The 13,507-nt window shown below is 61.7% G+C and carries 12 protein-coding genes and 1 riboswitch; of the genes, 5 read left to right on the top strand and 7 right to left on the bottom strand.

Annotation, left to right across the window (positions count from 1 at the left end; genetic code table 11):
- Positions 1 to 195 precede the first annotated feature (195 nt).
- A riboswitch (cyclic di-GMP riboswitch) is annotated at positions 196 to 279 on the top strand.
- 179 nt (positions 280 to 458) lie between these two features.
- The gene (locus DEIDE_RS19795; RefSeq protein ID WP_275040580.1) at positions 459 to 587 is read left to right on the top strand and encodes a hypothetical protein; all 129 of its coding nucleotides are present in this window, start codon (positions 459 to 461) and stop codon (positions 585 to 587) included.
- A gap of 178 nt (positions 588 to 765) precedes the next feature.
- Here DEIDE_RS19795 and DEIDE_RS15175 read toward each other — a convergent pair whose 3' ends face one another.
- The 3 genes from DEIDE_RS15175 to DEIDE_RS15160 form a co-directional block, all read right to left on the bottom strand.
- The gene (locus tag DEIDE_RS15175; RefSeq protein ID WP_012695208.1) at positions 766 to 1,917 is read right to left on the bottom strand and encodes a ribonuclease Z; all 1,152 of its coding nucleotides are present in this window, start codon (positions 1,915 to 1,917) and stop codon (positions 766 to 768) included.
- A gap of 52 nt (positions 1,918 to 1,969) precedes the next feature.
- Positions 1,970 to 3,129 (bottom strand): IS3-like element ISDds1 family transposase gene (locus tag DEIDE_RS15170; protein WP_162485635.1). Its coding sequence is split into 2 segments (ribosomal slippage): positions 1,970 to 2,874 and positions 2,874 to 3,129, totalling 1,161 coding nucleotides; the frame shifts between segments, so codons are not numbered across the junction.
- A 210-nt stretch (positions 3,130 to 3,339) separates the two neighbouring features.
- Complete coding sequence (locus DEIDE_RS15160) at positions 3,340 to 3,867, bottom strand: GNAT family N-acetyltransferase (RefSeq protein ID WP_012695207.1); 528 nt, start codon at positions 3,865 to 3,867, stop codon at positions 3,340 to 3,342.
- Positions 3,868 to 3,963: 96 nt separating this feature from the next.
- Here DEIDE_RS15160 and DEIDE_RS15155 point away from each other — a divergent pair, with 96 nt between their 5' ends.
- Positions 3,964 to 5,187, top strand: a complete 1,224-nt coding sequence (locus DEIDE_RS15155) for a TCR/Tet family MFS transporter (protein WP_012695206.1) — start codon at positions 3,964 to 3,966, stop codon at positions 5,185 to 5,187.
- Between the two features lie 91 nt (positions 5,188 to 5,278).
- On the opposite strand, the gene DEIDE_RS15150 is transcribed toward DEIDE_RS15155, so the two are convergent.
- The gene (locus DEIDE_RS15150; RefSeq protein WP_162485694.1) at positions 5,279 to 5,770 is read right to left on the bottom strand and encodes a hypothetical protein; all 492 of its coding nucleotides are present in this window, start codon (positions 5,768 to 5,770) and stop codon (positions 5,279 to 5,281) included.
- A gap of 369 nt (positions 5,771 to 6,139) precedes the next feature.
- Between DEIDE_RS15150 and DEIDE_RS15145 the strand changes: the two genes are divergently transcribed.
- Entirely contained in the window at positions 6,140 to 6,613 is a 474-nt protein-coding gene (locus tag DEIDE_RS15145) for a hypothetical protein (protein WP_012695205.1), read from the top strand.
- Between the two features lie 120 nt (positions 6,614 to 6,733).
- Here the strand turns inward: DEIDE_RS15145 and DEIDE_RS15140 are convergent, their stop codons facing one another.
- A complete protein-coding gene (locus DEIDE_RS15140; RefSeq protein ID WP_012695204.1) occupies positions 6,734 to 8,623 on the bottom strand; it encodes a glycoside hydrolase family 2 protein in 1,890 nt (629 codons plus the stop codon).
- A gap of 379 nt (positions 8,624 to 9,002) precedes the next feature.
- On the opposite strand from DEIDE_RS15140, the gene DEIDE_RS15135 reads away from it, so the two are divergent.
- Together DEIDE_RS15135 and DEIDE_RS15130 are read left to right on the top strand one after the other, a co-directional pair.
- Positions 9,003 to 9,941 (top strand): CvpA family protein, encoded by a 939-nt coding sequence (locus DEIDE_RS15135; RefSeq protein WP_242403014.1) that lies wholly within the window; start codon positions 9,003 to 9,005, stop codon positions 9,939 to 9,941.
- Positions 9,942 to 9,984: 43 nt separating this feature from the next.
- Positions 9,985 to 10,377, top strand: a complete 393-nt coding sequence (locus DEIDE_RS15130; protein WP_012695202.1) for a hypothetical protein — start codon at positions 9,985 to 9,987, stop codon at positions 10,375 to 10,377.
- A 70-nt stretch (positions 10,378 to 10,447) separates the two neighbouring features.
- Here the strand turns inward: DEIDE_RS15130 and DEIDE_RS15125 are convergent, their stop codons facing one another.
- Together DEIDE_RS15125 and DEIDE_RS15120 are read right to left on the bottom strand one after the other, a co-directional pair.
- Positions 10,448 to 10,804, bottom strand: a complete 357-nt coding sequence (locus DEIDE_RS15125) for a hypothetical protein (protein ID WP_012695201.1) — start codon at positions 10,802 to 10,804, stop codon at positions 10,448 to 10,450.
- Positions 10,805 to 10,986: 182 nt separating this feature from the next.
- A complete protein-coding gene (locus DEIDE_RS15120) occupies positions 10,987 to 13,506 on the bottom strand; it encodes a carboxypeptidase regulatory-like domain-containing protein (RefSeq protein WP_083764299.1) in 2,520 nt (839 codons plus the stop codon).
- Position 13,507: the final 1 nt, after the last annotated feature.

Here is a 13,507-nt window from a genome sequence, read left to right as displayed (position 1 = left end):
CTACATGTAGGCAGAGAATTTGCTTCTTCTTGGTAAGTTTTGCTGTGCACAACGACCGCTATAAGGCTGGTCATTGCTTTCTTTCAGGTCTCATAACCAATCCTGAGGAGACTAGAGTTCTGCTGAGAGCTCTATTAAGTATTAAGATTAGATAAATATGCGCAAGGGTTGACCATTGTGAAGTTTTGTATGAGAATAACGGCACGAAGCAATGAAATGTTCGATGTAACCGGGCACCTATCGAACATGGAGCTAGTGGTGCGACCGACGTTTCATACGTCGGTTTTGTTTTGCCGGCGGGTGAAGCAGGGACCTTTTCCCCAGAAAAGGTACAGCCGTTTTCAGGGACCACTTCCTGATTCGGATCGTCTTCCCGTCAATTCAGACGAAGCTGGATCGCGCTTTCCCAGGCCAACCGTCTGTACATTGCGGCCCACCTCATCTTCAAGGAGCCTACTATGCGCCACTTCATCATTGCCGTTCTCGCTATGACCCTGCTCGCCGCTCCCGGAGCCAGCGCCGGCTCTTTTGGGGCGTGGGTCAGCAGCACCCCTGAACCCGTCACCACCCAGCCTACCGTCAAATAAGCACCTGACGACAGAGAACATATCAATAGAACGTCGCCGAGAATCTCTCGGCGACGTTCTCCCTTTTTGCTGGTCACAGGAGTATCAAGGCAGCCTCCAGAGCAGGCTGACCTCAGAGGCCACGATAATCCTTCGCTCCCCCTCACGTACCGCCAGAGGTAAAAACGCTTCCGCGAAGTTATCCCAGCAGAGTGGACAGAGCAGCCCCGGCGCAGATGCCGCGGAATGACATTTTGTTGATCGAGTCCTTTCCTCTAAATTGGCTTCCACCGTCGGAAGGGAGCTTCTGGTGACTCTGATTCCAGGCAATCCAGCATTCCTGCGGCAGGTTCGTGCTTGATGGTATCCAGCCGTCAGGAAAGCTCGCCGACGGAAAGGTTTGTCTGACAGTCCCCAGCAGATCATTCCAACGGTCCGGACGGTAGCGTCGTGACAGGTGCAGAAGGGTCAGGTGTTTCACCTCAGCCGCGGCAGCCAGACGAGCGACCTGACTGACCGTGGTGTGATGGTGGCGACAGGCCAGTTCAGAGTCTTCAGGAGCGTACTGCGCCTCTGCGTAGAGACTCTGTACATTCTGCAGCGCCACGCTCAGGCGCCGAAGTTCTGACTCATCGAGCAGAAAGTCCGTGAAATAAGCGAGGCTGTCTCCGGGCTCGCGAGACATCAGCTTGGCGGCCAGCGCGGCGGCGTCGTGGACGGTGCCTTGAATCTCCAGCTTTCCACTCACACCATGCTTCAGCTGTGTCAACCAGGGTCCTGGGCTCAACTTCGATTGAGCTAGGGCTTCGCGGTCCACAGTCAGCCGGTCGGGCTCACGCAGGATGAAGCCCAGGCTGGTTCCGTGATGGAGGAGCGGCACCACCTGAACGCTGACCTCGGCCGTCTGAATAATCGTTCCCTGATGGCCACGAGTGCCAGCACAGTGCATAACAGCAAAGGCCTCATGCGCCTCGAAACGAAAGGACTGCACCTCCTCGGCTGATACGTCGTGTACCAGCCAGGTCCCGCGCAGCTCCGGGGCAAAGTTCCACCAGTAGCCCTGAAAGCGGTGGGACAGGATCTGGGCCGTCCCAGGAGGACCCCACACGTGATTCTCGCGACCGGCGCGGTCGAACGTTGCCCGGAAGAAGTCATCAAAGCCGCCCACGTGATCCATATGCAGGTGGGAAAACAACAGGTGGTCTACGGCCTGAAATTCAGCAAAGGGAAGAGCTGTCAGCGTTCCCGCGCCGCAGTCGAGCAGCAGCCGCTTCCGGCCCTGGCCGCTGTCAGCCGTCACCCAAAGCGCGTTGTCTTCCCCTGGACGTCCAAGTACCTGCGCCTGCAACATAACCGCCAGCCTACTGGTCCATTGGGCCTGGCCCGATATTGCGTAGCTGAAGTTAAGCAGCTGTAGCTTGGCGTTCGAACTCCAGGGGCGTCAAGTACCCAAGAGACGAGTGACGACGCTGACGGTTGTAGAAGACCTCGATGAATTCAAATACGGCTTGTCGGGCCACGTCCCGGGTCTCAAAGATGGTGTCCTCCAGCAACTCCCTTTTCAGGGAGCTGAAGAAGCTTTCCACCACGGCGTTGTCCCAACAATCCCCCTTACGACTCATACTGCCCCTGGCCCGCATGCGGGCCAGTTCTGCCTGAAAGATGCCACTCGCGTATTGACTGCCCCTGTCGCTGTGATGAAGGAGGCCTGGTGGCGGAAGACGTCGGCCAGCAGCCATCTGAAGGGCCGCCAGTGGCAAGGTGGCTGGCATCTGCATGTCCATCGCGTAACCCACCACGGCTCGCGAATGCAGGTCTAAGGTGACTGCGAGATACAGCCAGCCCTCTTTCGTGGGCAGATACGTCAGGTCCAACGCCCAGACCTGGTTCGGCTGCGAGACCTCGAACCGCCGCTCAAGCAGGTTCGGGCAGACGGCCATGGTGTGACTGCTCTCCGTGGTCCGCACCCAGCGGCGCTTTCCCTTGGCCCGCAGACCACTGGCACGCATCAGACGCGCCACCCGCTTGCGGGACACGCGCACTCCTCCAGCGTGCAACTCCGCGTGAATGCGTGGCGCCCCATAGCGGCGTTTACTACGTTGATGCACTTCCTGGATGCGCTGCTCGAGCAGCGCATCCTCTTCCTTGCGGTCGCAGATCGGCCTTCTTCGCCAGCTGTGGTACCCGCTCACCGAGACCTCCAGCACCCGGCACAGCAGGTCCAGGCGGTACTCGGGGCGTTGATCTTGGATGAATTCATACCTCAGCGTGTGGTTTCTTTGGCGAAGAAGGCTGCCGCCTTTTTTAGGATCTCGCGCTCCTGTCGCAGGATTTCGTTCTCCTTGCGAAGCCGTTGTATCTCCTGTTGCTCTGGAGTGAGGAGCTGTTTGCCCTGACCAGGGAATGCCAACTCGCCCTTCTCCTGCTCAGCATTCATCCATTTGCGCAGCAGGGAGCTGTTGATGCCCAGGTCACGCGCGGTGCCCGACAGGTTGCCGCTCGTTCGAGCAAGCTGCACTGCGTCTCGCTTGAACTCGGCGGTGTGGATTCTGCGATCAGTCATGATGGTGCCTCCTATCGTGAGGGCTTATCTCCATCTACGCCATATCGGGTCATCCTCACATAACGCTCATGAGATGCGCCATTAGGCTCATGCTTAGGTCAGGTATTCCCAGACGCTGTCCCAAAGGTGGGGCGGCTGGACCACGGTCCCGTCTCCGGCTGGTGCGGGATCAGCTCTTCAGGTACTTTCTGGCAGAGTTTGCTCCCCTGATCAGGGTGATCCCGCCCAGGTCGACCGGTCCACACGGAAGACCAGATATCCCTGGTCTCTCCCTTCGGTCAGGTGCTCCTGCAGCTGACCACCGATCTTCTGCACTGCCCGTTGAGAGCGCAGGTTCTGTGAGGCAACCAGGAACACCACATGATCCACAAAGTGGAACGCATGCCCAAGCATCAGGCGCTTCATGTCGCCGTTGTAGGTGCCGCCCCAGTATGAACGGGCCAGGAAGGTCCAACCGATTTCGAGGCTGTGAGGATGGATATCCCTGGAGTGAAAGCGTGACGCACCGATCACGGTGCCGGTGCTGGCCTCAGTGGCCAGAAGTGCTCCGCCAGAAGCGAGCATGCCGTCAAAGTAGGCACGGAAGACAGCCGGTTCGTGCCGGTTGTCCGGGTGCTGCTCCCAGATCAGCGGGTCGGAGGCCGCAGCGTACAGAGGGCCGAAATCCTGTTCTTTCAAGGGCCGCAGCGTCACCCGGGCTCCTGACAGCGTGGGCTGGAAATCAAAACGTGGGGTCATGTCATCCTTCTGATTCGCGGGGAGTGTTCGTAAGGTGGGGCGGTCCTGCCGACGTGTGGCAGGGTGACTCGAAGATCGCGAACTACACTGGGCCTGATGCGCTCCCGTCCTGCTGCCATGATTTTCATCCTGCTGACCGCGCTGATCGACATTATCGGCATTGGGCTGATCATTCCGGTGCTGCCGGGACTGGTCAAGGAACTGGCGGGATCGGAAGTAGCGGGCGCGCGCACCATCGGTCTACTGACGGCGGCATACGCAGTGATGCAGTTCATCTTTGCGCCGATCCTGGGGGCCCTGAGCGACCGGTTCGGACGGCGGCCGGTCCTGCTGTTTGCCCTGACCGGAATGGGGCTCGATTACCTGCTGCTGGCGTACGCGCCAGACCTGACGTGGCTCTTCATTGGACGCATCCTGGCCGGGATCACCGGCGCGAGCCTGACGGTGGCCAATGCGTACATTGCCGACGTCTCGCCGCCCGAGCAACGCGCAAAGAACTTCGGCCTGCTGGGGGCCACCTTTGGGGTGGGATTCATCCTCGGGCCGGCTCTGGGTGGACTGCTGGGCGAGTACGGGCTGCGGGTACCGTTCCTTGTGGCGGCGGCCCTGACCGGACTGAACGTGTTGTACGGCTTGTTCGTCCTGCCGGAGTCCCTTCCGGCCAGCGCCCGCGGCAAGGCTATGCAGCGCAGCGACCTCAACCCGCTGCTGCCCCTGAAGGCGCTGGGTGAGTACCCGATCCTGCGCAGCCTCGCGCTGACCTTTGTGCTGCTGGGCCTCGCGGGACAGGTCATTTTCAGCACCTGGGTGCTGTACACCGAGAAGGTCCTGAGCTGGACCCCCGGACAGAACGGACTGGCCCTGGCGTTCTTCGGGCTGCTGACCGCAGGGGTTCAGGGGGGATTGATCGGGCCGTTTATTGCACGGTTCGGTGACCGGCGCACCATCATGACCGGTCTTGTGGCGTCCATCCTGGAATTTCTGGTGCTGAGTGTGGCCCGTAACGGTGCACTGCTGTATACGTCGTTGGTCGTCGGAGCACTCGGTGGACTCGCAAATCCTGCCATCCAGGGCCTGATCTCGCGACAGGTCAGTGAAAGCGAGCAGGGCCGCGTACAGGGGGCCATCACCAGTCTGAACAGTCTCGTGGCGGTCGTAGGCCCGGTCCTCGCGACCACCGTCTATGCCGCTGGCCTCAGCCGTGGCTTCCCCGGTGCGGCGTACCTGATGGCCGCACTGTTCTCAGTGGCCGGTACGCTGCTGATTCTGGGCGTGCTGCGCGGAATTCCCGGTACCGGACGGGTCGAAGCAGGAGCCTGAGCAGAGCGGTTGACCAGCCCTAGCCTGTCATTTCAAGTGGCGACGCCGCAAAGGAGCGGCGGAAGCCAGACAGAGAACGGCTGTTCAGGTTTCAGCGTAAAGGGAAGCTGATGCGTGCAGTGACGCTTCCCCCTTCGCTCGCTGGTTTCAGGCGGACCATGCCCTCCACGGTCATGCCAGAGTCCAGCCGCACTCCATAGACACCGTGAAGATTCGCCAGAGCCAGGGGGGTCAGCACAAAGGCTGGGAAAGGCAGGCCGCTATCCCCATTGCGCGGAAACCCTACACCGGAACCCAGGCCAGCGCCGACATAGCTGCCTCCCCCACTGGGCCACAGCAGGCTGGCATCCAGCAGGAGATTGGGGCCACCTGCCCCGGCAGCAAGATTCCCTTCCATCGACACCCGGTAGCGGTTTGTCCCCAGCACCTCAACGGCCGACGTGCGGGTGGTCATGATATGTACGCCACCTTCAGGGCGAGTACCAAAGCCGCTGACAAAGGCGCCGCCCTGCACTCCGGCGCTGGTTTGGGCCAGCGCACTGGCAGAGAGACTGAGGGCAAGAACAGCAAAGATGAGCTTCACATGTGGAGCATAGGGTGCTTTCACGCAACGACATATCGATAATGCATGATCCGGTGAGGAACCACGTTGCCAGGAAGCGTCTCATCCAGGATCCAAAACTGATCGGAAGATTCTGGCCGCCTGCCGGTAGGACTTGACCTCGTGGTTTCAGCAGACCTGAGAATGCAGGGCCCGCGTTTCCGCAAGCCCCGCCATGCTCTCTCCACCGACCGAGGTGAAGCCGGCGGTCAGCCTCAGCCACCTCAACCATTGGGATCTATTGATAACGGCACGGGTTTGCCTTGGTTCAAATCCTGACGGCTACCCCTGCACACAGAGCGTTGTCACATCGCCATCAAGAGAAGGCCTCACGTATGGAAAGGTAGGTCTATGTCTCACAGCCTCGAACAGTTCATCGGCCAGCCCCTTCGGCGTGTCCTTTACTACCGTCCGCAGGGCGACGCGAACATTGATCTGAACTGGCCAGGGATTCACGATGTCGGGCTAGGCGTGGAACTGACCTTCGATACAGGCTATTTTTTCGTGACGTGGGATAACGCTGCCGAGGAGGAGTTGAGCGTTTATCACGGCCGCATGGTGGACTTCCTCAAAGAGGGCATCTTTGAGGATATTTCCCAACATGCAGACTGGCAGGCACACATTGGGCAGCCGATGGAGGCTGTGCACTTGCTCCCGAACGAAGCCGTCGTACAGATCGGCGGAAAGCAAGTGTTTGTCATCACCGCCGAAGTCGACCCCGATTCACTTCAGATTGATGGCATGGCAGACAACCTGGTTGTGTTCTTCAGCCCAGAAGCCAGAAATGCTTTTTATGCTCAGTATCCCGACACCCAGACTGCCTGATTGCACCACAGATCCGCCAACGACCTTTCACCAATGACACCAGGCATCTGGTCCCTTGGCTGAGCGTCACAGCATCCGATGCGAACCCGTGCCGTTATCAATAAAGTCAGGCCGTCAACCTCAGTCGTCGCCGGCGATTGGCTCACCGTGCCGCTCGCGCCAGCGTTCGCCGTAGCCGGCCGGATTGAGATTCGGGTCCAGGCCCGTGTCCCGCGGGGGCCGCAGGCCCTGGTTACTTCGGGCCAGAACCTGCAGGTCCGCCTTTGGCGTCCGGTCGGGATTGAGCAGACCATTTCGTTCCTGGAAGGTATCGGTCAGCTGCGTGAAACAGAACCCGGACAGGCCCTTACAAGCATGCACCGCAGCCATCAGGTACAGGTGTGCATCGACAAAAGCTTCCTCACTGTCCACCGTGCTGTAGCCCCAGGCCACCTCTGCCGGAACACCTTCCGGGAAATAGGCGATCCCCCCAAATTCCGACAGCATGACCGGATGCTCGGCAGCCTTGAATCCGGGCAGCAGCACCGCCCGGTCCGCCGGATCCTGACCTTCGAGAGTCACTGCTGTCCGCGCCAATGTGCCGTAGCGGCTTTCCAGCACCTTCGGGTCGGCCGCGTAGTCATGCACGGTCACGATATCGGTCGCGACATGTTCCCAGCCGTCGTTGCCGATCACGGGCCGGGACGGATCAAGCGTGCGCGTCATGTAGTAAATGCCCTGCACGTAATCCCGGTGCGCCGGATTCGTCGGTAGGTTCGGCACGCCCCACGACTCGTTGAGCGGCACCCACGCGACAATGCACGGGTGGGAGATGTCACGCTCGATGACCTCCTCCCATTCGCGGCTCAACCGCCGCACCGCTTCCGGTGTAAAGCGGTACGGGCTGGGCATTTCCTCCCAGACCATCAGGCCCAGCACGTCACACCAGTACAGGTAGCGCGGCGACTCGATCTTCTGGTGTTTTCGGGCGCCATCAAAGCCGAGTTCGCGGGTAAGCTCCACATCACGGCGCAGTTCAGCGTCGGTAGCGGTCATCAGCGAATCTGGCCAGTACCCCTGATCAAGCACCATCTTGAGGTACCACGGGCGCCCATTGAGCATAAAACGGCCTCCGCGCACGCCGACAGTACGTAGGGCAGTGTAGCTGCGCACCTCGTCGACCACGGCGCCATTCTCAGCCAGCAGCTGCACGGTCGCACTGATCAACACCGGATGATTCGGGTTCCACAGCAGGTCATTGCGGAAGTCGTCGATGCCTGGGTCCGGCAACGGCACGATGCGCGAAATGTCCGGCCGTTGCAGTTCGTACCGGTCGCGGGCCAGCACCTGTTCGCCTTTTTTGAGAATCACGCGCAGCTCCATGCCCGGCTCCCAACGGCCACCGATGTCAGCTTCCAGCGCGACCTTCCAGCCTTCCATATCACCGGCAAGTTTCAGCCGCCGCAGATAGCTGACCGGCACATGCTCCAGCCAGACCGTCTGCCAGATCCCGGTGGTGCGCGGGTACCAGATCGAATGGGGCTCCAGGAGCCAGTCCTGTTTGCCGCGCGGCTTGGACAAGTCCTGCGGATCATCTTCCGCGCGCACGACCAGGTGAACCGGTCGCTGCTCGGCCACTGCCCGGGAAGCCTGCCGGGTGATATCGGCTGTAAAAGGCGTGTGCCCACCCTCATGGACAGCCACCAGCGCGCCGTCCGCCCAGACCGAGGCGCGCCAGTCCACCGCACCGAAATGCAGGATCAGCCGGCCGTCCTCACCGCGGGGCGTCACGTGCTCGTCGGCCTGTAGGTGCAGGTCCAGGCCGTACCACACTACCGGATGAAAACCGGTGTCATGAATTCCGCTCCGGAGGCTTTCGGGGGCGTACGGCACCTGAATGACGCGGTCGAACTGTACATCTTCGGGGTGCTGCCAGAAACCCTCGTCGTCAAAAGCGAAGCGCCACTCACCGTCGAGGCTGCGCCACTTGGCGCGCTCGAGCAGAGGTTCTGGATGGGTCGAGAGGTGCATACCCGCAGTGTGGTCCCTGGACTCTGCCAGAGATCTGACGCAGTGCTGCTGTGCTGGTGCCCGAGCGACGGTCAGGTCCACGCGTCTTGTGTCACGGGCGTGTACCAGCGGAAACGTGACTGTTTCTTGCGGGCCATACCGGGGAAGTTCAACGCAGGATCAGCCCAACACAGCCTCGGTCACGGGACGGTACTTGGTGCCGCAACCGAGCCACTACAGGCTTGAGGTCCGTTCCGGACGGCTTCCCTTCACTCTGGCCGTGATGACCCTCAATGCGGTCTGAAGAAGACAGGGACCCATCGCCGCTGTCGACGCATTAGAACAGTCGCGGATGTCCGACCCTTTTCTCCCTGCAACAGCTGCTGGCGCTGTGGTTCACGTGACTGACCTGCTGATTATATTGCTGGTAGGGTTGTTTGCCTGGACCGGCTGGAGGCGCGGGTTTCTGGCAGGCGCCCTGGGTCTGCTTCGCCTGACGTTGGCTGTGGTGGCTGGCTTGACCTGGTATCCAGGGGTTGAGGACTGGATAGGTCGCCTGGGTGCCTGGTTGCCCACGTGGAACCGGCCGATCGCGTTTATTGGCGTGGTCCTCGTGACCGGAACGCTGGTCGACCTTCTAGGCGGGATGGTGCTGCGGCGCCTCCCGCCTCCCGTGCATACTTCGCCCGTCAACCGGCTCCTGGGGGTCATTCCCGGGCTGCTCAGCGGCGCGCTGTACGCGGTCATTCTGGTGGCGGTGGCCTTCACGCTTCCTCTGCCTGCCTCTGCCCGGGAGAATCTGCGGGGAAGCCGTCTGGCCCCTCCCCTTTCGGACATTGCCCAGCGCGCCGAACGGACTCTGGAGCCGGTCTTTGGCCCTGCCCTCATCAGCCTGCAGCCCAAGTCCACGGCAGGAAGGCAGGTCAAGCTGCCATTCACGGTTCAGGACGCTCCTCCTGTTCCCCTGTTCGAAGCTCAGATGCTTGACCTTATGAATGCAGCCCGGGCCGAGGCCGGCTTGCGACCCCTCCGGCCGGATCCCGAAATGCGTGCTGTAGCGCGCCGGCATTCTGCTGACATGTTTGCCCGGGGGTATTTCGCTCACACCACACCCGAGGGTGCATCACCCTTTGACCGCATGAGACGCGCCAGAGTGCGCTACTTCATGGCCGGAGAGAACCTGGCCCTTGCCCCCACGGTGCAGATCGCGCACACCAACCTGATGAACTCGCCTGGTCACCGTGCCAACATTCTGCATCCCGGGTTTGGCCGGGTAGGTATAGGGATCCTTGACGGCGGCTTCCGCGGTCTGATGGTTACGCAGAAGTTCCGTAATTGAGTTGCCACTCAGCTCTGCAGCGCCGAATTCTGGAGGAACACTGATGAAACGTGCCATAGTGCCCGCTTTCCTTACCATCGCCCTGAACAGCTGCCAGAGCCAAACCCCACCCCAGGACACTGTGTTGCCGGTGGAGAACGTCTCGTTTCCAGCTACAGTCACCGCGGATCAGGATCTCCCGATCACTTTGACAGTCGGGATCGGAGGCTGTCAGGAATTCAGAAGAATCGTTGCTGTCCGGACGCCCGAAGAAGTTCGGCTGACAGTGCTGGGCAACCGGACCGTTCCACCCGAAATCGCTTGCACCGCAGAGATCAGATTCGTGGAAAGAACCTACCTGGACCCCGGGAGCGCGTCACGCGCCGACCATTTCGGGGTTGTGGTGAACGCCAGGTCGTGGGGCACAGTCCGGGTTGCATCGAATACCCAGCCATGATGACCTGCCAGGCCGTTCCTGTGAAGCCTCCAAGGCGATCCCCGAGCGCCCAGCCTCAACAGTCTCAGGACTAGAGGTCTATCAGGACGTACTCAATCTTGAGAGTCACGTCAGTAAAGCCCTTGGTGGTAGAAAACGTGTAGTTGAGAGCCTTGGCAGACTGGCTGACATCATTGCTGATCAGGTCGACAAGCACCTGCGCAGTTGTCGAGAGGGTCAGGGTGCCTGTCGAGGTTCCATTGCCCGTGTCAGGCGTGAAGCTAACATTGCCTGAGACTCCCGCTGGAAGGGCTTCGAGCAGCCGGACCGTGACGGCGCGCCGGGTGGCACCAACGGTGGTGACCAGCCCGACTGTCGTGTAGGACAGGGCAGAGGTTCCACTGACAGTGCCGGTGCCGGTGCCGGTGCCGAGTGCATTGAAGGTCACGTTAAGGTTTCCCGAAATGGTGATGGTGTCCGCCGCGGCCTGACCTGTAACGGTCAGCGTGAGTGTAAGCAGACCGGTCCGCAGAGCCCTGGAGAAAGACCGCCCTGACGTAAGGCACCTGGATAAACCGCCCAGACGGAGACACGCGGCTGGCGAGGGCGGACGAACTGCGTGCAAGGTCATCATGGAGCTCCTAGGTTGCCCGTCGCCGGGCTGCTGGGAAGGGGAACAGCAGGGCCGGGCACGACAACAGGTCGCTCGTCCTGCATGTGAATGACGCGCGGCCGCCGTGCGAAGCGCAGGATAAGGTCTGCGGGACCGGTAGCAATTTTGATGGTTGCTGGCAATTCAGGCGTCAGGCCCCTGAATTGCACCGGTGTGGCAGGTGTGACGCTCACCCGGTACGCACCTGTCGGCAGTGGACCGAACGACAGGCGGCCCGAGCGATCGGATACGGCCTCGAAGCGTCCGAGACTTCCTTCCAGGCTGACGAGAACACCGGGCAATTCCAGAGGCGTGCTTCCGTCCTCTCCCAGAACGTAAACCAGGAGCCGGGCGGTTGTCAGAACAGCAGGCACGCAGGTCAGGTCACGCCGGACGACCTGACGGCCCTGGACCGGCACGGTGTGCGGAGGGGTGCACCACTGGCCCGAATCAGAGCGCAGCAGCACCAGCTGATCTCCCTGCGGAAGTGCAGGGAAACGGTAGGTGCCGTTCGAGTCGGTCACTGCCAGATAGGACATGACCTGTACCGTCATGCCAGCTATCCCCCGGCCCTGCTGATCAAGCACACGACCTTCAAGGCCGCCCATATCACGACGCACGTACAACGGCAGGTTCAGAGGAATACGTGCCGTGACACGGACCTGAGTGCTGGGAGTGGGGCCGAAGGTCTTAGACAGGCTGGCGTTCAGGGTGCTGCCGCCAGCGAGTGGCTGTTCCACGGCCGCGTTCAGGTTGAGGCCACGCTGAGCGAAATCCGGCTGCCTGACGGTAGCACTGACCTGCGTGCCACCCGGCGCGCGCCAGCTCCCTTCGAGGCTCGCCCCGACGCGCCTGGTGCCGCCGAGCAGGTCAAATGTCACATCCGCCTTGGGCTTCAGGGTAAACGCGTTGCCGTCAGAAGAAAAAGCAGCGTCGAGGCCCGCAGCGTACCGCAGTTCGTTTGTGACGCGCGTGCCCGCCTCAACGGCCTGCTCACTGGTGAGTTCCTGCCGCAGTTCTCCCCACCCGAAGCGGTGCCCTGAACTCACGCTGGCAGTCACCGTGGTTTTTTGATCCGTGAACTGTTCAGACCATTTGAGACCGGCACGCAGGTCGGTGCGCGAATCCCTCGCCTGCACGGCGAATTCCGCGTCCCTCGCGGTGATTGCATACCCTTCAGCAAGATTGACACCCCCACGCAGATGCGCGCCGACACTGAAGGCATTCATCTGGGCCTGGGTGCGCAGACCCACGGCCACGCGCCCGGACGGGGAACCGTCGAAGCCCGGCGCACGGTAACGCACATCCGCACCCGCACGCTGCAGGTTCAGGACGTTATCTTTCAGCGCTGCGTCAGCGTCCACCGTGAAAGCAATGCCGTCCCCACGCAGGCCAAGCTCTCCTTGCGCACTCAGCTGTGGCGTGGCCATACGCGTGGCCAGGGTGGTAGTGACGCCATCTGCGCCGAGATCCACAGCGACGCGGGCGTGGCCCCAGGCGAAGCGACCGCCGTATTCCAGGCCAGCGACGCGTTCTCCAGGAAGGTCCCGGCGAGCGCCGACATAGCCCCGGAGAACACCAGGCCCCAGGCGACTGGCCTCGCCCTGCAGGGCCAGCGTGGGTGGGCGCACAGTAAAGCTGGAAAAGCCAGGCGTGGCCGGACCCAGCAGCAGGCGGGTGCCGGGCGCACGCAGTTCTGCTTCGACAGTGCGGGGTTCGATACGCAGCCGCACGAACAGATCAGGTGTCAGCGCGCCAGCAGCGGAGAACCGAACTTGTGGGCCTGCATGACCACCCTCGATCTGCACTTCCGCCGGAAGGGTATGCCACGCACTTCCAGCTGCCGGTGCGGGCCAGAGAACGTCTGTGATGGCGCTGCCCTCGGCAGCGGCACCCGGCGTGCGGGCGCGCAGGGTCACACTGTATTTCTCAAGGCCTGAAGGCACCAGCCCGCTGACCTGCACATCACTGACCTCGCCGGGCGCGAGGTCCAGCACCTCAGGCACCACGCGTGGCTTGCCCTGTCCGACCGCAGAGAGGTTCACGCGTGCGGGCGCATTGCCGTCGTTGCGAACTTGAAAGGTTGCCTCAGCCTGTCCGTTCGCGGCGGTTGCGGACAGGGTCCGCACGTGCAGGGCCTCGCGCGTAGGTACCCGAACAGTCGCTACCATGCGCACGCCAGCGCCTGTTACGGTGACCATGTGTGTGCCGCCGGGCGCACTGCGCGGAACGCGTACCACGATGACTTCCACTGTCTCCTCGCCTGACGCGAGAGTCAGGGTACGTGCCGGGACCAGCGCGTCCCATCCAGCAGGAAGGGCGAGCTGAAGCTGAACTTCGCGAGGCTGTAAATCTGGGTTGACGAGCCGGACCACGAGCGTGGCAGTGTGGCGTTCGGTGACATCGGCGGCGGCAGCGCTCAACTGAACCTGCGCAGTCGCGCTGGGCAGTAACCCAAGCGTGAGCGCCAGTACGAACGTCGCCCGCCGGCCGAACACC

Source organism: Deinococcus deserti VCD115, from assembly GCF_000020685.1.
Classification (GTDB): domain Bacteria; phylum Deinococcota; class Deinococci; order Deinococcales; family Deinococcaceae; genus Deinococcus; species Deinococcus deserti.
Note: the sequence above shows the minus strand (reverse complement) of the source record. Positions and strands in the feature narration are given on the sequence as shown.

Bases quoted from the DNA above. Each gene is read 5' to 3' on its own strand.
- DEIDE_RS15145 (WP_012695205.1), top strand. From the start codon at position 6,140: ATGTCTCACAGCCTCGAACAGTTCATCGGCCAGCCCCTTCGGCGTGTC.
- DEIDE_RS15155 (WP_012695206.1), top strand. From the start codon at position 3,964: ATGCGCTCCCGTCCTGCTGCCATGATTTTCATCCTGCTGACCGCGCTG.
- DEIDE_RS15160 (WP_012695207.1), bottom strand. From the start codon at position 3,867: ATGACCCCACGTTTTGATTTCCAGCCCACGCTGTCAGGAGCCCGGGTG.
- DEIDE_RS15140 (WP_012695204.1), bottom strand. From the start codon at position 8,623: ATGCACCTCTCGACCCATCCAGAACCTCTGCTCGAGCGCGCCAAGTGG.
- DEIDE_RS19795 (WP_275040580.1), top strand. From the start codon at position 459: ATGCGCCACTTCATCATTGCCGTTCTCGCTATGACCCTGCTCGCCGCT.
- DEIDE_RS15130 (WP_012695202.1), top strand. From the start codon at position 9,985: ATGAAACGTGCCATAGTGCCCGCTTTCCTTACCATCGCCCTGAACAGC.
- DEIDE_RS15175 (WP_012695208.1), bottom strand. From the start codon at position 1,917: ATGTTGCAGGCGCAGGTACTTGGACGTCCAGGGGAAGACAACGCGCTT.